At 73.9% G+C, this 21,824-nt stretch carries 21 protein-coding genes; 6 read left to right on the top strand and 15 right to left on the bottom strand.

The window, feature by feature from the left end:
- Positions 1-62: 62 nt before the first annotated feature.
- The 5 genes from ACFW3D_RS04750 to ACFW3D_RS04730 all read right to left on the bottom strand — a co-directional run bounded on the left by ACFW3D_RS04750 (position 63) and on the right by ACFW3D_RS04730 (position 2,530).
- A complete protein-coding gene (locus ACFW3D_RS04750) occupies positions 63-455 on the bottom strand; it encodes a VOC family protein (RefSeq protein ID WP_500501283.1) in 393 nt (130 codons plus the stop codon).
- 73 nt (positions 456-528) lie between these two features.
- Positions 529-993, bottom strand: a complete 465-nt coding sequence (locus ACFW3D_RS04745; protein WP_500501281.1) for a hypothetical protein — start codon at positions 991-993, stop codon at positions 529-531.
- Positions 977-1,495, bottom strand: a complete 519-nt coding sequence (locus ACFW3D_RS04740) for an RNA polymerase sigma factor (protein ID WP_500501279.1) — start codon at positions 1,493-1,495, stop codon at positions 977-979. Before ACFW3D_RS04740 ends, ACFW3D_RS04745 begins: the two co-directional genes overlap by 17 nt.
- Positions 1,496-1,571: 76 nt before the next feature.
- Positions 1,572-2,204: a class F sortase gene (locus ACFW3D_RS04735; protein ID WP_500501277.1), complete on the bottom strand. Its 633-nt coding sequence runs from the start codon at positions 2,202-2,204 to the stop codon at positions 1,572-1,574.
- Entirely contained in the window at positions 2,201-2,530 is a 330-nt protein-coding gene (locus tag ACFW3D_RS04730) for an LPXTG cell wall anchor domain-containing protein (RefSeq protein ID WP_500501275.1), read from the bottom strand. Before ACFW3D_RS04730 ends, ACFW3D_RS04735 begins: the two co-directional genes overlap by 4 nt.
- A gap of 288 nt (positions 2,531-2,818) precedes the next feature.
- Here ACFW3D_RS04730 and ACFW3D_RS04725 point away from each other — a divergent pair, with 288 nt between their 5' ends.
- Both ACFW3D_RS04725 and rsgA read left to right on the top strand, forming a co-directional pair.
- Positions 2,819-3,883 (top strand): hypothetical protein, encoded by a 1,065-nt coding sequence (locus ACFW3D_RS04725; protein ID WP_500501273.1) that lies wholly within the window; start codon positions 2,819-2,821, stop codon positions 3,881-3,883.
- Positions 3,884-4,113: 230 nt separating this feature from the next.
- Positions 4,114-5,235, top strand: coding sequence for a ribosome small subunit-dependent GTPase A (rsgA, locus tag ACFW3D_RS04720; RefSeq protein WP_500501271.1), 1,122 nt, complete (start codon positions 4,114-4,116; stop codon positions 5,233-5,235).
- Between the two features lie 42 nt (positions 5,236-5,277).
- Here the strand turns inward: rsgA and ACFW3D_RS04715 are convergent, their stop codons facing one another.
- The 5 genes from ACFW3D_RS04715 to ACFW3D_RS04695 form a co-directional block, all read right to left on the bottom strand.
- The gene (locus ACFW3D_RS04715) at positions 5,278-5,409 is read right to left on the bottom strand and encodes a hypothetical protein (RefSeq protein WP_431965331.1); all 132 of its coding nucleotides are present in this window, start codon (positions 5,407-5,409) and stop codon (positions 5,278-5,280) included.
- Between the two features lie 141 nt (positions 5,410-5,550).
- Positions 5,551-6,960 carry a GH1 family beta-glucosidase gene (locus tag ACFW3D_RS04710; protein WP_500501269.1) on the bottom strand — a complete coding sequence of 470 codons (1,410 nt, stop codon included), beginning with the start codon at positions 6,958-6,960 and terminating at the stop codon, positions 5,551-5,553.
- Positions 6,961-7,592: 632 nt separating this feature from the next.
- A complete protein-coding gene (locus tag ACFW3D_RS04705; RefSeq protein WP_500501267.1) occupies positions 7,593-8,489 on the bottom strand; it encodes a carbohydrate ABC transporter permease in 897 nt (298 codons plus the stop codon).
- On the bottom strand, positions 8,486-9,412 hold the full coding sequence (locus tag ACFW3D_RS04700) for a carbohydrate ABC transporter permease (protein ID WP_500501265.1): 927 nt from the start codon (positions 9,410-9,412) through the stop codon (positions 8,486-8,488). Before ACFW3D_RS04700 ends, ACFW3D_RS04705 begins: the two co-directional genes overlap by 4 nt.
- Positions 9,413-9,513: 101 nt before the next feature.
- Positions 9,514-10,818 (bottom strand): ABC transporter substrate-binding protein, encoded by a 1,305-nt coding sequence (locus ACFW3D_RS04695; RefSeq protein WP_500501263.1) that lies wholly within the window; start codon positions 10,816-10,818, stop codon positions 9,514-9,516.
- A gap of 475 nt (positions 10,819-11,293) precedes the next feature.
- Here ACFW3D_RS04695 and ACFW3D_RS04690 point away from each other — a divergent pair, with 475 nt between their 5' ends.
- From ACFW3D_RS04690 to ACFW3D_RS04680, 3 genes are all read left to right on the top strand, one after another.
- On the top strand, positions 11,294-12,328 hold the full coding sequence (locus tag ACFW3D_RS04690; RefSeq protein ID WP_500501261.1) for a MarR family transcriptional regulator: 1,035 nt from the start codon (positions 11,294-11,296) through the stop codon (positions 12,326-12,328).
- Positions 12,329-12,388: 60 nt separating this feature from the next.
- Positions 12,389-12,823 (top strand): roadblock/LC7 domain-containing protein, encoded by a 435-nt coding sequence (locus tag ACFW3D_RS04685; RefSeq protein ID WP_500501259.1) that lies wholly within the window; start codon positions 12,389-12,391, stop codon positions 12,821-12,823.
- An 85-nt stretch (positions 12,824-12,908) separates the two neighbouring features.
- Positions 12,909-13,298, top strand: a complete 390-nt coding sequence (locus ACFW3D_RS04680; RefSeq protein ID WP_500501672.1) for a hypothetical protein — start codon at positions 12,909-12,911, stop codon at positions 13,296-13,298.
- A gap of 11 nt (positions 13,299-13,309) precedes the next feature.
- Here the strand turns inward: ACFW3D_RS04680 and ACFW3D_RS04675 are convergent, their stop codons facing one another.
- The 4 genes from ACFW3D_RS04675 to ACFW3D_RS04660 form a co-directional block, all read right to left on the bottom strand.
- Positions 13,310-14,359, bottom strand: coding sequence for a LacI family DNA-binding transcriptional regulator (locus tag ACFW3D_RS04675; protein ID WP_500501257.1), 1,050 nt, complete (start codon positions 14,357-14,359; stop codon positions 13,310-13,312).
- A 126-nt stretch (positions 14,360-14,485) separates the two neighbouring features.
- Positions 14,486-15,292 carry a polysaccharide deacetylase family protein gene (locus tag ACFW3D_RS04670; RefSeq protein ID WP_500501255.1) on the bottom strand — a complete coding sequence of 269 codons (807 nt, stop codon included), beginning with the start codon at positions 15,290-15,292 and terminating at the stop codon, positions 14,486-14,488.
- Positions 15,293-15,465: 173 nt separating this feature from the next.
- On the bottom strand, positions 15,466-15,948 hold the full coding sequence (locus ACFW3D_RS04665) for a DUF456 domain-containing protein (RefSeq protein ID WP_500501253.1): 483 nt from the start codon (positions 15,946-15,948) through the stop codon (positions 15,466-15,468).
- Between the two features lie 79 nt (positions 15,949-16,027).
- Entirely contained in the window at positions 16,028-17,017 is a 990-nt protein-coding gene (locus ACFW3D_RS04660; protein ID WP_500501250.1) for a helix-turn-helix domain-containing protein, read from the bottom strand.
- A gap of 231 nt (positions 17,018-17,248) precedes the next feature.
- Between ACFW3D_RS04660 and ACFW3D_RS04655 the strand changes: the two genes are divergently transcribed.
- Entirely contained in the window at positions 17,249-18,655 is a 1,407-nt protein-coding gene (locus ACFW3D_RS04655) for a protein phosphatase 2C domain-containing protein (RefSeq protein WP_500501248.1), read from the top strand.
- On the opposite strand, the gene ACFW3D_RS04650 is transcribed toward ACFW3D_RS04655, so the two are convergent.
- Positions 18,613-21,792, bottom strand: a complete 3,180-nt coding sequence (locus tag ACFW3D_RS04650; RefSeq protein ID WP_500501247.1) for an alpha-mannosidase — start codon at positions 21,790-21,792, stop codon at positions 18,613-18,615. The two genes, ACFW3D_RS04655 and ACFW3D_RS04650, sit on opposite strands and share 43 nt — an antisense overlap.
- Positions 21,793-21,824: the final 32 nt, after the last annotated feature.

The following is a 21,824-nucleotide window of genomic DNA, read 5'->3' as shown; positions in this document are numbered from 1 at the left end:
CAGCCCGCGTCTTTCCGCCCGAAGGGCGCGGGACGAACCCGCACCCATGCGCCACTACCCGGCTAGGAGAACCTCGCGAAGAGGTCGACCGGGTTCCCGTCCGGGTCCAGGACCACGGCGTAGCGCATGCCCCAGGGCGCGTCGAAGGGCTTCAGATGTCCCGCGTACCCGGCCTCGGTCAGCTCGGCGAACGTCGCGTCCACCTCCTCCGGTGCGTCGCAGGTGAAGGCCAGCGCCATCCGGTGACCGCCCTGCGGCGGCTCCCACGCGGAGTCGAAGGTGCGGACCATCTCCACGGTGTCCCACGCCATCCGCAGCCCCCCGGGCAGAGTCGTCTCCACGTGCGGTTCGGCCTCCGCCCCGGCGGGGATCTCCAGCCCCAGCCTGCGGTAGAAGGCCAGTGAGGCGGCCATGTCGGCCACGACGATCTCGACGACATCGAAACGAAGAGTCATGCCGCAACCGTAGGGGCGCCCCGTCCGGGCCGTCTTGAACGAATCGGACACGCGCCGGCCCGTTCAGTGCCGTTCAGCGCCGCGGGCCGGCCGGGGTGTCCTCCCCGGGGTCGCTGAGCGGGGTGGCCGAGACGGACCGGGACTGGCGGGCGGCGGAAGGGGCGCGGCCCGGGTCGGGTCGGCCGGTGCGGCGGTCGGGGCCGGGGGTCTCGGACGGCTCCGGGACGGGGGACGACGTGGGGCGCGGCGAGGGCGGCGGGTCGGCCGCCGGGGGGACGGAGACCGCGGGCACGGTCGGCCCGACCGCCGGGCCCTGCGCCGGGTCGGACATCAGGCGCAGCGGTACGGCGACGATGGCCGCCACCGCCAGGGAGACCCCGGCTCCCGTGGCCGCCCGCAGCAGCTTGCGCCGCGCCGCCGCGCGGCGGACCTCGCGGAAGCGACCGGGCGGCGGCCCGAGGAGGACCGTGCCGGACCCCAGCAGGGCACTCAGCTCCGGGTCTCGTTCCTCGTCCGGGCCCTCAATGGGTGTGATCAAGGCTTCTCCTCAGTCCGGCTCGCAGCATTTCCCTGGCCGCATGGAGGTCGGCCTTCACGGTTCCTTCCTTCCGTCCCGTCGCGGCCGCCACCTCCCGGACCGGCATGTCGGCGTAGTAGTACAGCAGGATCGGCACCCGCAGCCGTTCGGGCAGCGACTGGACGAGCATCCGCACCGAGGGGTCGGTCTGCCCGTCGCGCCCCTCGCCCTGTCCGTCGACGAGGACCTCCGCGGTGGCGCGCCGCATGGCCCGGCGTTCGCGCTCCACCTTCCGCCAGTGGTCGCGCACGATGTTGGCGGCCGTGACGTAGAGGAAGCCGCGCGGTTCGTCCACGTTCGTCCAGCGCGCCCAGAGCCGGGTGAAGGCCTCGGAGGCGATCTCGTGGGCCGTCTCGTCGTCGTCGACCAGCCGCCGGCACCAGCCGGCCAGGCGCGGGTAGAGGGCGGCGAACAGCTCGGACGCCGCTTCGTCCCGGGAAGACCGTTTCAACACTCTCCACATTCCGTCGTTCATCATGCCGCAGCCCCGCCGCGGGGTGGCCGGGCCGGGGGCGCACCGCCCGCCGGCCCGGCCCTTGCTAGCCGCGGTCCGCCGAGGTCAGGGAGGCGTACACCACGACGTTGTCGCGGTAGCCGCTCCCGTCGGCGGTGCGGGGGCCGCCGCAGGTGATCAGGCGCAGCTCGGGACGGTCCACGTCGCCGTAGACCTCCCCGGTCGGGAAGTGCGCCTTGGCCACCGTCTGCACCCGGTCCACCGTGAACTCCGCGGACGCGCCGTCCCGCAGCCCGGCCACGACCCGGTCGCCCGGGCGCAGACGTGCCAGGTCGCGGAAGACCCCGTCGCCGAACCGGCCGACGGTGACGTGGGCCAGGAGCACCGACGGGCCGAGCTGTCCCGGCGTGGGGGAGTGGCGGTACCAGCCGGCGGGCGAGTTGCGCGCCACCGGCGGGACCTCCACCGTGCCGTCCGCGGCCAGTCCCAGCTCCATGACCGGGGTGTCGACCCCGATCGCCGGGATCCGCAGCCGTACCGGGACCGAGCGGGCGAGCGGGGGCGGCGGGGACGGGTCGGTCCCGGTGACCGCGGGCGGCACGGAGACGACGGGCGGCGCGGCGACGGGACCGTCACCGGAGCCGCCCGCGCACCCGCCCGCCCAGGGCAGGACCGCAAGGACCGCCAGGACCGCCGCCCACCTCGCGCCCGGGGTCATCCGGCGGTGGTGCGCCTGCGCCGCGTCACCACGAACGTGCCGCCGGCCAGGAGCAGCAGGCCGCCCGCGGCCGCCGCCACCACCGTGCCGTCGGGGCCCTGCGCGGCGGCCGGGGACTGCACGCCGGTGTCGGGGGCACCCGCCGGCACCGTGCCGACCTGACGCGACGACGGCGCCGCGGACGGCTCCGCGGACGGCGCCTCGGCGGGCGCGGCGCTGCGGGCCGGCGCGGGCTGCGCGCTCGGCCCGTCGGCGAACGCGGGCGCCGTCCCCGCCAGCACCGCGGTGCACGCGACGGCGGCGGCGGTGAGAACACTCCTGCGCATGTTTCGCTCTCCTTCGTCACCCCGCCCCTGCCCCCGGTAGGGGCACGGGCGGGTTCTGGCAACTGATCGCGCGAAGAGACGAGGCGGCCCGCGAGCCGGTTGTAAAGAACGGGCAAAGTCGCTTTCGCGGGGCCCCCGGTGAACGGCGGGCGACGCGGCGGCGACCGGCCGGAGCCGCCGTCCGGCCGGGCGTCACGGTTGGGCAACACCCAGCTCACGGCCGCGGCCGCACGCCCCCGCGAGCGCATCATGAGATCCGGGTGGGGACGTCAAAGGGGGCGGGGAGCAGTGGAGTTCACGGTAGAGCGGACGCTCGTGAGACGGGGCCGGCGGTGGCTGACCGGAGGCCTGATCGTGATCGGGGCGGCAGCGGTGTGGATGGTCGCCTCGCGGAGCGCGACGGGCCCCCTGATGCTGGGGTTCCTTGCGGGCGTGGCGGCCTGGAGCGGGGCGAAGGACCTGCGGAGGGCGCGGCAGCCGTTCCGGCTGCGGGTCGACGCGTTCGGCATCACGCTGCACGATGCGGAGCTCGCCTGGGAGCAGATCGAGGCGGTCTCGCTGTGGCACGTCCCCAACACCGGTGAGGACAGCGAGACCACCACGCCGCCCAAGCCGCGGCTCACCCTCTGGACGGCGCCCGGCGTCGCCTTCCCCCGCAAGCCCGACCGCACCCGCGGCGACCGGCCGCGCTGGACGCTCGTCGACTGCGAGGACCTCGACCAGAGCGTCTCCGAACTGACGGCCGTGCTCGCCGAACACGGCGGCGCCACCTTCGAGACCGCGCCGCGCGCCGTGCGGCCGCCGATCCCGGTGACCGTGTCGGGACCGGAACTGCGGGTGCCCGGCGGGGAGCGGCAGTTCGTCGACGGGCGGCGGGCCGGCACCTGGACGCTGGTCTGGGCGGCGCTCGCCGCCGTCCTCGGCTACTCGTTCTGGGAACTCCTCCACGGCCGCCTCGTCGGCCCCGAGCCCTTCACCGCCTTCGGGCCGCTCGGCGCGATCGGCTGCTGCTACCTCACGGGGCGCTCGTACCGGCGCTGGCGCAAGCCGCTGCGGCTTCGCGTCGGGCCCGCCGGGATCGGGATGCGCGAGGTGACCCGCGAGGAGTCGTTCTTCTCCTGGAAGGACATCGCGGCCGTCACGGTCGGCCGCCCGCCGACCACCGACGACCCCCGCCCGTGGCTGGTGGTGTGGCCGCTGCCGGGCAGCCGTCCGTACGACAACCCCTCGTACCTGGTCGACGGCCACAAGGCCTACGCCCTGGTCCGCCTCGACCGGCTGCCCGGCGGGGCGGAGGCCGTCGTCCCGGTGGTGCGGGAGTACGCGGGGGAGCGCTACGCCGAGACGGCGTGAGCCGTCCGTGGAAAACCCGTTGCGGGGCCCGCCGGCACACCGGCTATGGTGTCCCCGTCGGACCGCGAGTGAACCGGGAGGTGTTGGAACGATGACTGCCGTCGCGCTGGGCGCTGCCCGCGTCCAGAAGATCGTCAACCCCACCTCAGCGGTCGCCGGCTGACCCATCCGCCGCGAAGCAACCGACGGCACAGCCGCGCGCGACCGCCCTCCCGAAGGGCTCTCCTCCGTTGACCAACGGAACCGTCCCGCAGCCGTCCACCGCGCTCACCGCCTACGGCTGGGACTCCGCACTCGACTCCGACTTCGCCGTCCACGCGGAGCGGGGACTCACACCCGGCCGCATCGTCCGCGTCGACCGCGGGCTCTGCGACGTCGTCCTCCCCGGCGGCCCGGACGGTCTGCGGACCGTACGCGCCGACACCGAGGACGTGTTCACCCGCGACCCCATGGGGATCGCCTGCACCGGCGACTGGGCCGCCGTCGACGAGACACCGGCCGCCGGCCCCGCGGTACGCGCCCTGCTGCCGCGCCGCACCACCTTCGTCCGCTCCACCTCCTCCAAGCGCTCCGAGGGACAGGTCCTCGCGGCCAACGTCGACCTGGCCGTCATCGCCGTCTCGATCGCCGCGGAAGTCGACCTCGGGCGGCTCGAACGCTTCGTGTCCCTGGCGTGGACCAGCGGCGCGCAGCCGCTGGTCGTCCTCACCAAGGCCGACCTGGTCGCCGACCCCGCCCACCTGCTGGACGACGCCCGCGGCGCGGCGCCCGGCGTGGACGTCCTGGTCGTCAGCGCCGCCACCGGCGAGGGCGTACCGGAGGTCGCCGGGGCACTGGGCGGCAGCACGTCCGTGCTGCTCGGGCAGTCGGGCGCGGGCAAGTCCACGCTCACCAACGCCCTGCTGGGCCGCGAGGTCCAGGAGGTGCAGGCGATCCGCGACAGCGACGGCAAGGGCCGGCACACCACGACCACCCGCGACATGCTGCCGCTGCCCGGCGGCGGGGTGATCATCGACACCCCGGGGCTGCGCGGGGTCGGACTGTGGGACGCCGACGCCGGTCTCACCCAGACGTTCTCCGACATCGAGGCGCTGGCCGGCGCATGCCGCTTCCACGACTGCTCGCACGACTCGGAACCCGGCTGCGCGGTCCTCGCCGCCCTGGACGACGGCACCCTGACCCACCGCCGTCTGGACAGCTACCGCAAGCTGCTCCGTGAGAACGCCTGGATCGCCTCACGCACCGACGCCCGGCTCCGCTCCGAGATGCGGCGCGAGTGGAAACTGCGCTCCGCCGCGGGGCGAGAGATGTACGAGCGCAAGCGCGGCGGCGGCCACCGCAAGGTGTACTGACCCGGTCCGGCCCGGCTCCCCGACGGGGAGCCGGGCCGGCGGTCATCCGGCTCCGTTGTGGCGCTCACCGCCGCGTCGCAGGGTCAGCGGACTGCCCTCGTGCCAGAAGGTGTAGACGATGCTGCCGAGGCCGAGCGCGACGATGACGACGCCGAGGACGATCGAGTAGACCATGGCTCCTCCAGCCCGTACGGGGCGCGTTTTACCGCACCTTCACCTTCGATGTCCGAACGTGACCTTCCCGTGGCCGTGCCGTCTCACACGCGAAGCTGCCCAACTCACTGGCCTGCGGCCCGAGTTGTCCGCATGTGCGGCTCATGCCGACGGCAGGCCGCCCCGGGCGACGACCCCGGCGTACCAGCGGGCGCTGTCCTTGGGCGTACGGCGCTGGCTCGCGAAGTCCACGTGCACCACGCCGAACCGCCTGCCGTAGCCGTACGCCCACTCGAAGTTGTCCAGCAGCGACCACAGGAAGTAGCCCTGCACATCGGCACCGTCCGCGATCGCCCGCTGCACCGCGGCCAGGTGCGTACGCAGGTACGCGATCCGCTCCGGGTCGTGCACCTCGCCCTCGGGGTCGGCGTAGTCGTCGTACGCGGCGCCGTTCTCGGTGATCAGCAGCGGGACGTCCGGGAGTTCGTCCCGCAGCCGGAGCAGGAGTTCGTGCAGACCGCCGGCGTCCACCGGCCAGTCCATCGCCGTCCGCGGCCCCGGCGCCGGCACGAACCGCACGTGCCCCTCGGCCCCCGGCCACGGCGACGGCAGCGCGTGGCCGCCCGCGGCCACCACGGTCGGGGCGTAGTAGTTGAGGCCCAGCGCGTCCACCGGACGGGAGATCAGCGCCAGGTCGCCGTCCGCCACGAACGACCAGTCCGTCAGCTCGGCCGTGTCCCGCCGCAGGTCCTCCGGGTAGGACCCGCGGAACACCGGGTCCAGCCAGATCCGGTTGGCCAGCGCGTCGATCCGCCGGGCCGCCTCCGCGTCCTCGGCGCTCCCGGTGTGCGGGCGCACCGCCGCGAGGTTCAGCGTCAGCGACACCTGCGCCGGAACCGGGAGCCGTTCGCGCAGCACGCCGACCGCCAGGCCGTGCCCGAGCAGCAGATGGTGCGCCGCCCGCAGCGCCGCCTCCGGCTCCGTCCGGCCCGGCGCGTGGACGCCCTGCGCGTACCCCAGGAAGGCCGAACACCACGGCTCGTTCAGCGTCGTCCACAACGGCACCCGGTCGCCGAGCGCGTCCGCGACGAGCCCCGCGTACTCCGCGAAGCGCTCCGCGGTGTCGCGGACGGGCCAGCCGCCGGCGTCCTCCAGCTCCTGGGGGAGGTCCCAGTGGTACAGCGTCAGGACGGGGCGGATGCGGTGATCCAGCAGTTCGTCGACCAGGGCGCGGTAGAAGTCGAGCCCCTTCTGCACGGCCGGGCCCCGGCCGGTGGGCTGCACGCGCGGCCACGACACGGAGAAGCGGTAGTCCGTGAGGCCCAGCTCCGCCATGAGCGCGACGTCCTCGCGCATGCGGTGGTAGTGGTCGGCGGCGATGTCCCCGGTGTCGCCGTTGCGGACCTTGCCGGGCGTGCGGCTGAAGGTGTCCCAGATCGAGGGGGTGCGGCCGTCCTCGTGGGCGGCGCCCTCGATCTGGTAGGCCGCGGTGGCGGCGCCCCATCGGAACCCTTCGGGGAAGGCCGGTGTGTTGTGGTGCGGGGCGGTGGGGCGGGGGGCGGTCGTGGTCACGGGGGCTCCTTGTGTGGGGCGTCGTCGTGCTTGCGGTTGGGGTTTTTCCCCGCCGCCCGCCCGTTGCTCCGGTCGGTCAGTGCGGGTCTGCGCTCTGTTCGTCTGTGGGTCGGTGGCGCGCCGGCGCACTCCCCCAGCCTTCGGCCGGGGGGACCCCCACAGCGCTCGCGGATTCGCCGGGTCATTGCGTCACCGGCATCACCGCTCGTCTCCCCCAGCCTTCGGCCGGGGGGACCCCCATGGGCGCACCCCGCCACACTCCCTCCCGTCGTTGGGGCGACTGACGGCCGGAGGGGGGTAGTAAGGCACTCGCGGCAACCCCGGACTGCTTCACACCCCCCACCGGCCGTTGGTCGCGCAACTCGCGGAGGGGGTGGGGCCGTAGGGGTGGGCGTTCTGGACGCTGACGTGTATTTGTTGTGCGGCAGAGCGGCACCTGTTCGGATTGCCCGCCATGCACATAAATATGCGGTACAGAATGCCCACCCCGGAGGCCCCGCCCCCGGCCAACCAACGAAACCGGGCGCCGACCCGCACCAACCAACCGGGGACACGGGAGGGCGGCGGGAAAAGAACCCCAACCGCAACCACAAACGCACCCGCACACAGACAACCGGTCGGCGCGGCACCGCTCACCCCTTTACCGCGCCCTGCATGATCCCGCCCACGATCTGCCGCCCCAGCAGCCCGAACACCCCCAGCACCGGCACCGTCCCCAGCAACGTGCCCGCCATGATCACGGACTGGTCGTGCACGTACCCCCCGCCCAGCTGCCGCAAGGCAACCTGCACCGTGGGCTCCTGCGACGTGAGCGCGATGATCGGCCAGAAGAAGTCGTTCCAGGACGCCATGAACGTGAGCATCCCCAGCACCGCCATCCCCGGCCGGGCGATCGGCACGACGATGCTCCAAAAGATCCGCGCCGTCGAGGCCCCGTCGACGCGGGCCGCCTCGATCAGCTCGTCTGGGAGCGACTGCACGAGGTACTGCCGCATGAAGAAGACGCCGAACGCCGAGACGAGACCCGGGAGGATGACGGACTGGAGCTGGTTCACCCAGTGCAGCTCGGCGATGAGCATGAAGAGCGGGATGACGCCCAGCTGGGGCGGGATCATCATCGTGCCGACCGTCAGGGCGAGCAGCGCGTTGCGGCCCCGGAAGCGGAGTTTCGCGAAGGCGAACCCGGCGAGGGTGGAGCACAGCACGGTGCCGACGGTCACGGACCCCGACACGACCAGGGAGTTGAGCAGGGCCTTGCCGATGTCGGCCTGCTCCAGCACCTGGCGGACGTTGTGCGCGAGCCTGCCACCGGGCAGCAGCGACGGAGGGCTCGCGGCGAGCTCCGCGTTGGAACGGGTCGCGGCGACGACCGTCCAGTAGAAGGGGAAGGCGGAGATCACCGCCGCGACGATCAGGAGGGCGTAGGCGAGGCGGCCGCCGTGGTGCCGCCGGGCCGGGCGGAGGCGGGGGAGGGGGCGTGCGGGCCCGGTGTCGCGGGCGGGCCGGGGCCGTGCGAGGAGCGCGCTCACCGGCGGTCCCCCTTCCGTGAACGGCGCCGTGCCAGCGCGGTGTTGAGCAGCACGAGCAGGACGATGAGGACGAACATCACCCAGGCGATGGCGGCGGCCCGGCCCAGGTGGAAGTAGCCCCAGCCCTGCTCGTACATGTAGAGGCCGAGGGTCTGGTACTGGTGGGAGATCCCGCCCGAGATGCTCCCCTCGAACAGCAGGGGTTCACCGAAGAGCTGGGTGGCGCCGATCGTGGAGACGACGACCGTGAAGAGGATCGTGGGCCGCAGGCCGGGCAGCGTGACGTGGAGGAACTGCCGCCACCGCGAGGCGCCGTCGAGTTCGGCGGCCTCGTACAGCTCCCCGGGGATGGACTGCATCCCGGCGAGGTAGATCAGCGCGTTGTATCCGGTCCACCGCCAGGTGACGATCGTGGACACCGCGACCTGCGAGGCGACGGTCCCGGACTGCCAGTCGACGGGCCCGATGCCGGCCAGCCCGAGCGCCCAGTTGACCAGGCCGAAGTCGCGGCCGAAGAGCTGCGCGAAGACCAGGGTCGCGGCGGCAACGGACGTGGCGTACGGCAGGAGCATGGTGACCCGGAGGAACGTGCGTCCGCGCAGCTTGTAGTTGAGCAGGTGGGCCAGGCCCAGCGCCAGGAGCAGCTGGGGCACGGTGGAGACGACCCCGATGGTGAAGGTGTTGCGCAGCGCGGTCCAGAAGAAGTCGTCGCGCAGGAGCGCGGTGTAGTTGTCCAGGCCCCGCCATTCCATCTCGCCGGGGGTCTGGAGTTCGACGCGGTAGAGGGAGACGTACGCGGTGTAGAGCAGCGGGAACAGCCCGAACGCGGCGAAGAGCGCGAAGAACGGCGCGATGTAGGCGTAGGGCGACAGCCGGGCGAGCAGTCGCCGCGGGGGCAATGGCGCGGTGGCGGTCAGGGTCATGGGGCGGGACCTTCGGGTCGGGGGAGTGGCGGGGCTCGGGCGGCCGGGCGCGGAGGACCGGGGAGCGGTCCCGTGCGCCCGGCGCCGGCGGTGCGGGGCCGTCAGCCGACGGCGTTCTCGACGCCCTTCCTGGCGTGGCTCCACGCCGTCGCGGAGTCCGTGCCCTTGCGCTCGACCTCGCCGAGCCCGTTGGTGATCTGCTGGTTGACGTCACCGTCGTGCACGCCGAGCACCTGCACCGGCGAGGCCTCGGCCGCGGCGCCGAAGATCTGCCCGATGGGCGCGTCGCTGAAGTACGGGTCGGTGACGTCCTTGACGGACTCGATCGCCCCGACGTTGGAGGGGAAGCTGCCCTGCTTCCTGAAGAGCTTGGCCTGCTGCTCCGCGGCCGTCAGCCACTTGACCAGCGCGAAGGCCTCCTTGGCGTGCGCGGAACCCTTGGGGACGGCCAGGTAGGACCCGCCCCAGTTGCCCGCGGCGCCGCCCGGGAGCGGGGCGACGTCCCACTTGCCCTTGCCGGCGTCGCCGGCCTGGCCCTTGATGTAGCCCAGCATCCAGGCGGGGCAGCCGATGGTGGCGAAGGAGCCGCTGCTGAAGGCCTGGTTCCAGGCGGGGGTCCACTGGGCGAGCTTGGCGCTCAGCCCGTCCTGCGCTGCCTTCACGGAGATGTCCCAGGCCGCCTTGACCGCGGCGTTGTCGTCGTAGATCAGCTTGCCGGAGGCGTCGTAGTAACGTTCCTTCTCCTGGCCGACGATGACGGAGTACAGGCTGCCGACGCTGTCGACCCAGGCGCTCCTGGCCCCGGCCTTCGCCTTGTACTGCTTGCCGAGCTCCAGGTAGCCGTCCCACGTGGACCACTTCTGCGCCAGCTGGGCCCGGTCGGTGGGCAGGCCGGCCTTCTCGAACAGGTCGGTGCGGTAGCAGATCGCCTCGGGGCCGACGTCGGTGCCAAGTCCCAGGGTGCGGCCGTCGGAGGTGGTGGCGGCGGCCCACTTGGCGGCGGAGAAGTCGTCCTTGAGGTCCTTCGCGCCGAAGGCGCCCAGGTCCTCGAACTTGTCGGCCTGCTGCTGGGTGACCGACGCGATGCGGCCCACCTCGATGCCCTGGACGTCGGCGAGGCCGCCGCCGCCCGCGAGCCGGGTCTGCAGGGCCTTCCAGTAGTCGGCCTCGTTCTCGGTGCTGCTCTCCTTGACGGTGACACCGGGGTGGAGCTTCTCGTACGCGTCGTACAGGCCGGCTTCCTTGTAGCCGAAGGTGCCGAACAGGTCGACGGTGATCGTGACCTTGCCGTCCTTGTCCGCGGACGTGCCGGTCGAACCGGATCCGCAGGCGGCGAGGAGCGCTCCGGCGAGCGCGACCGCCCCGAGTCGGAGGGTGGCGCGTCTGGCGGCTCGGGCGATGGGCATGGAAGCCTCCCATGGCTTCGGGACGGGTGAGAGGGCCCTCGGCAGCGGCTGTTGAGAGCGCTCTCAAGCGATGCCCAGGAGAGTGCCGCCGCGGCCGGTGATTCGTCAAGAGCCGAATGGACAACGGCCGGTGGGGCGGCCCCGGGCCCCGCGCGGCTCCACGTCTTGACGGCATCGCCGGCCGGCGCCGTGACCCTTCGCGAAGCTCTCCGGATGCCTGAGCCCATTGGCGCGGGAACGGTCGCCGAGAGGCACGAAATTGACATCTGCAGGGCTCAAGTACTCGTCCTCGGCCATGTCGTGCGATGGCCGGAGAGGCGTGTCGGAGGGCTGCTAGAAATTACCCGCCGGCGTGAATGTTCGTGCATGAGTACGGCTTTTCCGCGCCTCCCGTCCCAATGCCCGCGAGTCCGCCCGCCCGTATGCCCGAACAGACGCAGCAAGGGGAGCGATGACCTCGGCACCATCCGGTTCCGTGCCCGCCCGGAATGCCGCGCACGGTCTGCTCGGCCGTGCGCTGTCCAGGTGCCGCGACGAACGGGCCACCGGGGTGCTGCACGTCCAGGGCAGTCCCGGCGGGGCCTTCCATCTGCTCGGCGGTGCGGTCGTGGCCGTGGAGAGCCCCGGGGCGCCGGGGGTCGGCACCCTGCTCGTCCGCTCCGGGCGCATCGACGCCGACGAGTGGAACGCCGCCCACGACGCCGCCGGAACGGGCCTGCTGCCGGGCGCGGCGATCGCCGCCGGCGGACGCCTCGGCACGGCCGAGTTCCAGGTGCTGCACATGATGGCCGTTCAGGACGCGGTCTTCGCCGTGCTGGCCGGACGGCTGGACAACTGCGCCTTCGACCCCGGCGCGCCGGACGTCCTGCCGCCGGGCCTGGCCCCCGGGGTGGAACCGGAGGAACTGCTGGTGGAGGCGGGTCGCCGGCTGACCGCGCTGGCTTCGCTGCCGCGCCCGGTCTCCCCCGACCGCGACCGGGTCGCCGCCGTGGGGCCGCCCGCTTGGGCGGACGAACCGCTGGCCCCGGTGCGCCGCGAGATCCTCGGTTGCGCCAACGGGCGGCGCAGCCCGCGGGACATCGCGTTCCTCATCGGCCGGGGGGTCTACACCATCACGGTGGAGGTCGCCCGGATGTGCGCCGAGGGCCTCGTCGAGACAGTTCCGGCCCCGCCGGCGCACCCGCTGCCGCCGCCCGTCCCGGACCCGGCGCCGCCGCCCCCCGACGTCACGGCCGTGGCCCCGGTCGAGCCGGCGGGACCGGCGGGAGGGCCCGCCGCACCGCGCCCTCCCGCCGCTCCCCCGCAGGGTGCCCCCGGCCCCGGTCCGTACCCGCCCCTGCCGGAGTGGGAACCGGGTGACGCCCCCGCGGCGGCCCCGGCCGCCGAAGGCCTGCCCCGCCGTGAACCGGGCGCCAGCGGTATTCGTGAGGCGCTCGACGCGAGCCGCCCGCAAACGGGCTGGAAAGGATTTCTCCGGCCGCGCGGACGGAGCCGGACCGATTCCCCGTGACCGAAATCCCCGGGGACCAACGGAACACCGACCGAAGGGAATTCAAGGAGGTGCACGTGCATGAATCATGACGCCCTGGTCGCCGAGATGCGCGCTTTGCGGGACCAGGTGGTCGGCGTCACCGACACGGCCGTCGCGGCCGTCGACGGCCTGCTGATCGCCGCCGACACCGAGGACGCCATCGACCCCAACGGGCTCGCCGCGCTGGCCGCGGCCAGCCTCGGGCTCGCCCGGCGGATCGCCGCGGCGGCCCTGCGCGGCCCGCTCCGCAGGACCGTGACCTGCGGCAGCGGTGGCTACACCGCCGTCTACGCGGTCGGCGAGACCGCGCTCCTCGTCGTCGTGGGCGACGAGGGCATGAACGTCCCCCAACTCCATGTCCAGGCCAGGTCCGCCGTCGATCGTATCGGCGCGATCCTGCTGGCGCCCGATCCCGGACCGGGCGCCGTGCCCGCGCCGGAGTCCGCGCACGACCCCGAGGGAGTCCTCGGATGACGACCCCGCCCCCAGCCGAGACCGCAGAAGGAGTGCTGTGAGCACCACCGGAAAACGCCCGCACGGCAACCTGTCCGACCAGGTCATGGGCCTGGTGAAGACCCTGCGCCAGGAGGTGCCCGACTGCCTCGCCGCCGGAGTGGTCGACATGTCGACGGGCATGCTGCTGTCCGTCGACACCGTCGACAGCCACCCGCCGGAGGTCCTGGACCTGCTCGCCGCGGCGACGCTCGACCTCTTCCAGGGGCGCACGGTGGTGATGATCGAGGACGTCTTCAAGGAGCGCCGCGGGGTCACCAGCGACGCGCACTACTTCCAGGAGATCCTCGTCAACAGCGACAACCTGACCCACCTGTTCATGCGGAACAACCAGAACGAGGACGCCGTCGCCGTCGTCGTCTGCCGCCGGTCGGTCAACGTGGGCATGCTCTTCGCCCAGGCCCGCCGTGTGGTCAAGGAGCAGGGCGCGCTCTGAGCCCCGGCCGGTCAGGCGCTGGCGCGCCGCACCAGCCGGGTCGGGGTGACGAGCGAGGACAGCGGCCGGCCGCCGCTGTCCTCCGCCGCCCGCCGCTCCAGCCCCCGGACGAGCAGCCTGACCATCAGCCGGCCCATCTCCTCGATCTCCTGACGGATCGTGGTCAGCGGTGGGTCGGACAGCTCCGCCACCGAGGCCATGTCGTCGAAGCCGATGACCGCGACGTCCTCCGGCACCCGCCGGCCCCGCTCGCGCAGTACCCGCAGCGCGCCGCAGGCCATCAGGTCGGAGGCGACGAAGACGGCGTCCACGTCCGGCGCCCGGTCCAGCAACCGGGCCATGGCGCGCTCCCCGCCCGTCTCGGAGAAGTCGCCCTCCACGACCAGGCGCGGGTCGGCGTCCATCAGGATGTCGTGGTAGCCGTCGAGGCGGTCCACCGACGCGGTCTGGTCCAGGGGACCGGTGACGGTCGCGATCCGCTGCCGCCCCAGCGCGACCAGGTGCCGCACCGCCTCGCGGGCGCCACCGCGGTTGTCGGAGTCCACGTACAGCAGGCTGCGGTCCCCCTCCGCTCCCGGCCAGCCGGGGCGGCCGCCGAAGACGGTGGGCAGCCCGATCCGGCGGATGATGCCGGGCAGCGGGTCCTCGGCGTGCAGCGAGAAGACCAGCGCGCCGTCCACGTGCCCGCCGGCCAGGTAGCGGCCCACACGGTCGTAGTCGGCCGGGCCCTCCACCAGCAGCAGCACCAGCTGCGAGTCGTGCACCGCCAGCTCACGGCTGATGCCGAGCAGCTGCTGCGCGAAGAAGGGGTCCGCGAAGACCCGGCTCTCCGGCTCCGCGACGATGACCGCGACCGCCCCGGTGCGCCGGGTGACCAGCGAGCGGGCCGCCTGGTTGGGCACGTAGCCCAGCTCCTCGACGGCCTTGCGGACCTTCTCCACCAGCGCCTCGCGCACCCCCGTCCCGCCGTTCACGACCCGGGAGACGGTGGCCCGGGAGACCCCGGCCCGTTCGGCGACGGCTTCGAGCGTCGGGCGCGCTCCGGTGATCTGGTCGGACAAGGGGTGCTCCTCTCGGGACGGGAACAGCGTAGTCCCTCCCGGAAGCGCGGAGAGAGCGCTCTCCCCGCGGCTCGGAGGCAGTTCCTGAGAGCGCTCTCTGTGTTGTGCCGGACGACCGCCGGGCGGTCAGCGCACCGGGAAGCCGAAGGCGTAGCCCTGCTGCTTCAGCCAGGGCAGGACCTGCCGCAGCGCCTCGACGGTCTGCTCGCGGTCTCCGCCCGCGTCGTGGAAGAGCACCGTCGGCCCGTTGGAGATCTCGTTCTTGACGGTGGCGACCAGCGCGGCGGTGCCCGGCTGCTTGAAGTCCTCGGAGTCGACGTTCCAGCCCAGTGGGCGCATGCCGCGGGAGGCCGCCAGCTGGCGGCTGTACGGGGTGAAGGCACCGCCCGGAGCGCGGTAGTACAGCGGCCGGACGCCGCCCGAGGCCCGGGTGATCATGCGCTCGGCGTCCAGGACCTCCTTCGCCTGGTACTCCCGCGACTTGCCGTTCATCGTCGTGTCGTGCGCGACGGAGTGGTCGCACAGCCGGTGCCCGGCGGCCACCACCGCCTTCACCAGGTCGGGGTGGGCCCGGGCCTGCGGGCCGACCATGCAGAAGGTCGCCTTCACGCCGTTGTCCTTCAGCACCTGGAGGATCTGCGGGGTCCACTGCGGGTCGGGTCCGTCGTCGATGGTGATGTTGACGCCCCGGGGGCCCTTGTCCGAGGCGTGGGCGATGTCCATGTTCACCACGGGGGCGGGCAGTGCGGCGTCCGGCACGGAGGTCTGCCCGGGTATGGGCCGGGGCTCGGCGGACGCGGAGGGCTTCACCGGACGTTCCGCCGCCTGCCGCCCGTCGGCGGTGCCGGCCTGGGCGGTCCAGACCGACGCCAGCGCGGCGACCCCCGCCACGCCCAACGCCGCCGCCAGCACCCGGCCGTTCGTCCCGCGCATCCCGCTCCACCCCATGTCCGCACCGCTCCCCGTGTCCGTGTCCGCTGTTCCGTGTTCCGTGTTCCGTACGTGCACTCGGGAGGACGGGAGCGGGGCCCCGGGGGATCCTGCTGTTACGGAGCCCTGACGATTCCGCCGAAGGACGGCGACGCGGCGGGCCGCGTACCGCGGGCCTACGAGCCGAGGACGGCCACCAGCCACGCCCCGGCGACCAGCAGGCACGCGAACAGCTCGACCAGCAGCGCCGTTCCGGCGGCGCGCATGGCCGTACGGGTGGAGGACCAGGCCGCGCCGTGGCTGCCGAGCCGCAGCCGCTCGCCGCCGTAGAGGGCGAGGGTGAAACCGGCGGGCGCGCCCACGACCGGCAGCAGGAAGAAGCCGGCGACGGCCCACAGCCCGGCGACCAGGAAGGCCCGCCGGGGTACCCCGGCCTCGCGCACCGACCGGGTGGGCAGCAGTAGTTGGACGGCCTGGTTGAGCAGCAGCACAGCGGTCGCCGCCGCCAGGACGCCCCAGGACAAGGGGGTGTGCAGATGGGTCGCCCACCACAGGACCGCGGCCCAGCACATCAGCGGGCCCGGCGCGCCCGGAACGAGCACGCCCAGCAGTCCGGACAGCATGACGGCACCGATCAGGCACAGCTGTCCGGTCCCCATGGGCCCAGCGTGCCCGAAGCCGGGCCCCGGCGCCCCCTGGTTTTCCGGCCTCGTCGCCGGCGCGCCAAGTTCCCGCGGATCAGCCGGGGTTGCGTTCCACCCAGCCCCGCTCGTACGCGTGCCAGCCCAGCTGCAGCCGGGTCGTCACCTCGGCGAGTTCCATCAGCCGCTTCACGCGGCGCTGCACCGTCCGCAGACCCAGTTCCAGCTGCTTGGCGGCACTGGCGTCGGTGAGCCCGGCCAGCAGCAGCGACAGGATCTGCAGGTCCATGGAATCGGGCGCGTCCGGTGACTCCTCCCGCAGGGCGCCCCCGGCGCCCAGCCGGATCGGCAGGGCCTCGCGCCAGACGTTCTCGAACAGGGCCATCAGGGAGTCGAGCAGGCCACTGCCGTGGACGACCAGCGCGGCGGGCCCTCCCGCGTCCCGGGCCATGGGCACCATCGCCAGCGACCGGTCGGCCAGCACCAGTTTGGTCGGGACCCGGTCCACCACCCGCACCTGCTCCCTGCGGCCGAGCGCCGCCGTGAGTTCGGCGACGCCGTTCGGCCCGCTGATGACCTCGCGCTCGATGACCACGCGGAAGGCCACCCCGCGTTCGGCGGCGCGCTCCTCGGCGGTGTTCTCCATCCCCGACACCACCATCGGGGTGCCCGTCACGAGGGCGCAGACCTCCTTCTCCGCGCCCAGCTGGAGCTGGTTGAAGCGGTGCGCCACCGCGCTCGCCCCGGTCACCACCTCCACCAGGTCGTGCGCCGAGGGCTCCGCCGCCTCGCCCCGGTACTCCTGCGCCAGCACGGCCGCCGTCAGTTCGGCCTGCTCCAGCCGGTGCCGCTGCTGGGTGAGCAGCGCGCCGAGCGCCACCGTGGGCGGGGCGGCCACCCAGCGGCCGGGCCGGGCGGAGGACTGCGCGACCAGGCCGTGCCGCTCCAGCAGCCGCAGTGTCCTTGCCGCCTCGTCCTCGGGCATGCCGAGCCGGTGCGAAAGGTCGACGACCTCGGCGGCCCCCAGCCCCACGAGGGCGCGGTACGCCGCCTCCTGGGCATCGTCCAGCCCTATGGCACCGAGCACGGGCACCCCTTCCTGATCCGGAGAACGCGAACGCAACACACAGGGCATGGCGGAAATGAGCCATGGCGTAATCCCGCCGCCCGACATCATCCCTGCTCGAACCCCTGTCCTGGCAAGGTGTCCCTACTGGATCGTCCGACGTGCGGCCCGAGGAGGGAGCCGGCCGCCCGTCGGACCATTCGCGTACCCGAACCCTGTTCCGCCGCGCGCCCGCCGGTGGACAATAGGGGCATGAGTCAGCAGGGGGAGACGGACCGCCGCCAAGAGGACGAGTGGTGGCGGCAGTTGTACGGACAGCCCGACCCCGGGGGCCGGGAGCCGGGCGACACGCTCGACGACCGCTACAGTTCGGCGCTCTCCGCGCTCGGCGAGGAGCCGGACGGCGGCGGGGTGCCGCGGCAGGCCGCCCCGCAGGAGACGGACCCGCCGGCCGCGCCCGGTGACGGCGGTCGCGCGGGCACGGATCCGGGCACGGCCCCCGCCGGGTACGGGGTCGGCACCGACGCGGACGACGCCGGCCCGCCCGACACCCTGCGGCTGCGCCGCCCGGCCCCGCCCCCGGCGGCCGCCCCGCGCCCCTGGCAGTACCAGGGCCCGCCCCAGCCCCCGGTGGCGCCCGGACCGGCCTCGGAGCCGCCCGGGCTTCCTCCGGGCTGGGCCCCGGCCGAACCCGGCCCGGACCCCGTGCGGTCCGCGACGCCCTCCGCGCCCCCGGCGCCCGCCGCCCCGGCCGTCGGGTCGGCACCGACCGTCCGGCCGGAGCCGGCCCTCCCGCAGGCGCCGTACGTCGGCGACGGCCCGCCCACGTACGACCCCGAGCCCACCGCCTGGCCGGCGGCCGACCCGGACGGCCTCGACGACCTCGTCCCGGACACCGAGCTCGACGGCGCCCGGTACGGCCTGCTGACGGTCCGTACGGCCTCGGTGCGCGGCGACTCCGCCCGCTACCGGGGCGAGCCGCGCCGGGACGCCGTCCTGACCGCCCGCTTCGGCGCCGGCGACGACGCGCTGCTGCTGATCGCCGTCGCCACCGGACCGCGCACCTCGGACACCGCCCACCGTGCCGCCCGCGACGCCTGCACCTGGATGGCGGCGGCGGTGGGCCGCAGCCACGCCCGGCTCAGCGAGGACATCCGCGCCTCCCGCCGGGGCTCCCTGAAGTCCGGGCTGCACCGGCTCACCGACCGCTGCTACGGACGCCTGCGCGCCCGCGGCGAGGACCTGGGCCTGGACCCGGCCGAGTACAGCGCCACCCTGCGCTGCCTGCTGCTGCCCGCCGACCCCGACTGCCGCATCCGGCTCTTCTTCGGCGTCGGCGACGGCGGGCTCTACCGCATCCGCGGCGGGGAATGGCAGGACCTCGACCCCTGGCGGCCCGACGAGCGCGCCGAGACCGAGGACAGCCCGGCCGTACGCTTCCGCTTCCGCGCCTCCGTGGCCCGTTCCGGCGACACCCTGTTGCTGTGCAGCGGTGGCCTGGCCGGGCCGCTGCGCGGGGAGCCCGCCCTGGTCGCCCACCTGACGCAGCGGTGGGGTGCCGCCGGGCCCCCGGGCCTGCCCGCCTTCCTCGGCGACACGCAGACCCGGGTCAAGGGCTACGCCGACGACCGCACCGCCGTCGCCGTCTGGGACGCCTGACGCGGCCCGGGGGTGAGCCGCAGCGTCAGGACCTGGAACGGGCGCAGCGCGACGGCGACCGCGTCGCCCTCGTGCCCGGCGTCCGCCACCGGCCGTTCCAGCAGGTCGGCGACCCGGGCCCCGGCGAGTGGGAAGCCCGTGGTGAGCGTGCCCGAGGCGCGGTCGCCCCGCGACTCGTACAGGCGCACCACCACGTCGCCCGAGCGGTCGTCGGCGAGCTTGACCGACTCCACCGTGATGCCGGGGTGGCCGACCCGCAGCAGCGGGCGCAGCGGCGGCAGTGAATCAGCCTGCCGCAGCGGCAGGTTGAGGGCGAGCCCTTCGGCGACCGCGTCGCCCACGGTCGCGCCGGGCAGCAGGGCGTAGCGGAAGCGGTGCGTGCCCTGGTCGGTGTGCGGATCGGGGCTGTGCGGGGCGCGCAGCAGGGTGAGCCGGACGGTGGTGTCCGTGCCGGAACGTCCCGCGTCATGGCCGTAGGTGGAGTCGTTGAGCAGCGCGATCCCGTAACCGGGCTCACCGACGTGCAGCCAGCGGTGGGCGCAGATCTCGAACCGGGCGGCGTCCCAGCCGGTGTTGGCGTGGGTGGGGCGGTGGACGTGTCCGAACTGGATCTCGGCGGTGGAGCGCTCGGCGAGTACGTCCAGCGGGAAGGACGCCTTCAGCACCTTCTCCGACTCGCGCCAGTCGACCTCCGTGAGCACGTCCAGCCGGCGGCTCCCGGCGGTCAGCCGCAGTTCCTGGACGACCCGGCTTCCTCCGAAGGCCCGCACCACCCGGACGGCGGCCCGCAGCGGGCCCTCCTCGACGAGCTCGACGGACTCCGCGGACGTCAGGTCGGTGTGCTTGCGCCGGTAGTGGCGGTCGATGTCCCACGCGTCCCACTTGGTGGGGTGGTCGGGGTGCAGCTGCAGCAGGTTGCCGCGCGCCCCCGGCGCCAGCACCTCCCGGTCCGCGGCCAGGTCGCGGACGGAGGCCAGTAGCCCGTCCGCGTCGACGACGACCCGCAGCAGGCCGTTGCCGAGCACGGTCAGCCCGTCCTCCCGGACCGCGCGCACGGGCTCGGCCGCGGACTGCGCCCGGCCCCCGGCGGCCGCGGTGCCCAGCGCCGGGACGCCGACCGCCACCGCCGCCCGGCCGTCCGCCAGGGGTTGCGCGCCGCTGCCCTCCGGCAGGGCCGCCGCTGCCGCGGCGTCCAGCTCGACCACCTCCTCCCGTGCGTACGGCGAGGCGTTGAGCACGGCGGGGGAGCCCTGCGACCGGCCGCCGCCCAGTGACCGCACCGCCGCCGCGACGAGCCGCTCCAGCTCCTCCCGCACCTGCGCGTAGGTGTCGCGTGCCTCACGGTGCACCCAGGCGATCGAGCTGCCCGGCAGGATGTCGTGGAACTGGTGCAGCAGCACCGTCTTCCAGATCCGGTCCAGCTCCTCGTACGGGTAGGCGTACGAGGACGGGGCTTCCAGCGCCGCCGTCGCGCACCACAGCTCGGCCTCGCGCAGCAGGTGCTCGCTGCGCCGGTTGCCCTGCTTGGTCCTGGCCTGCGTGGTGTACGTCGCGCGGTGCAGCTCCAGGTAGAGCTCGCCGGACCACACCGGGGCGCGGTTGCCGTACTCGGCCTCGGCGGCGGTGAAGAAGGCGGCGGGCTTCTCGATCTCCACCCGGGGCGCCCCCTCCAGGGAGCGCAGCCGGCGGGCCTTCTCCATCATCTCCCGGGTGGGACCGCCGCCGCCGTCGCCCCAGCCGAACGGCACCAGGGAGCGGGTGGCGCGGCCCTTCTCGGCGAAGTTCCGCACCGCGTGCGCCAGTTCACGGCCCGAGAGCTGCGAGTTGTAGGTGTCGACGGGCGGGAAGTGGGTGAAGACGCGGGTGCCGTCGATGCCCTCCCACCAGAAGGTGTGGTGCGGCATCCTGTTGGACTGGTTCCAGGACAGTTTCTGGGTGAGGAACCAGCGGACCCCCGCGAGCTTCGCCAGCTGCGGGAACGCGGCGGTGTAGCCGAAGGAGTCCGGCAGCCAGATCTCCTCGGTCTCCACGCCGAGTTCGTCGAGGAAGAAGCGTTTGCCGTGGACGAGCTGCCGGGCCAGCGCCTCACCGCCGGGCATGTTGGCGTCGGACTCCACCCACATGGAGCCGACGGGGGCCCAGTTGCCGTTCCCGACGGCCTGCTGGATGCGCTGCCACACCACCGGCTGGTGCTCCTTCACCCAGGCGTACTGCTGGGCCTGCGAGCAGGAGAAGACCAGCTCGGGGTAGTCGCGGGCGAGCGCGGTGACGTTGGCGAAGGTGCGGGAGGCCTTGCGGACGGTCTCCCGCAGCGGCCACAGCCACGCCGAGTCGATGTGGGCGTGGCCGGTCGCCGAGACCCGGTGCGCGCTGGCGTGCGCGGGACGGGACAGCGCTCCGGCCAGCTGACGACGGGCGTCCGCGGCGGTGGCGTGCACGTCGTGCAGGTCGAGCGCGTCCAGGGCGTCCTCCAGCGCGCGCAGGATCTCGTGGCGGCGCGGATCGTGGAAGTCCAGCTCGTGCATCAGGCCCTCGAGGACCTCGACGTCCAGCACGAGGTGCCAGACGTCCTCGTCCAGTACGGCCAGTTCGGCGGTGTCGAAGCGGTAGAGCGGACCGGACCCGGCGGTCAGTACGTCGCCCAGCGGCGTCGGCCGCCAGTCCCGCAGCACGGCGGGGTTGGCCGCGGCCTCCAGCAGCAGGCCCACCCGCTCACCCCCGGCGGCGGGAGAGGCCACCGGGACATGGCGGTTGAGCGGGTGGACGCCCTTGACCGGTACCCCCTCGGCGTCGTAGACCATCCCCTCGGCCACGAAGCCCGGGCCGTCGTTGCCGAACCCCGGGTCGATCACGGCCTCGACCCGGCGGCCCGCCCAGGCCGCCGGCACGGTGCCCTCCAGCCGGAACCAGCTCGTCGACCACGGCGGCCCCCAGGGCGTGCCCACGGAGAACGGTTCGAACCTTCCGTTCGACCACGCCTCCAGCGCCTCGCCGACCGGCGGGGGCTCGCCCCTGCGGTCCTCCACGTGCCACACCGACATGCCCAGCGGCACCCGGTCGGCGTAGCGGGCGGGCCGGACGAACTGGTCCATGGCCCTGGTCAGACGGCCCTCGACCAGCAGACGGTCGTCGTGCATCTCAGCTCCTCGGGTCGGCTCACCGGATGGAT

Origin of the sequence: Streptomyces sp. NPDC058864 (assembly GCF_042742985.1) — a bacterium.
Taxonomy (GTDB): domain Bacteria; phylum Actinomycetota; class Actinomycetes; order Streptomycetales; family Streptomycetaceae; genus Actinacidiphila.
The sequence above is the reverse complement of the archived record's forward strand: the minus strand, read 5'-3'. Positions and strand labels throughout refer to the sequence as shown.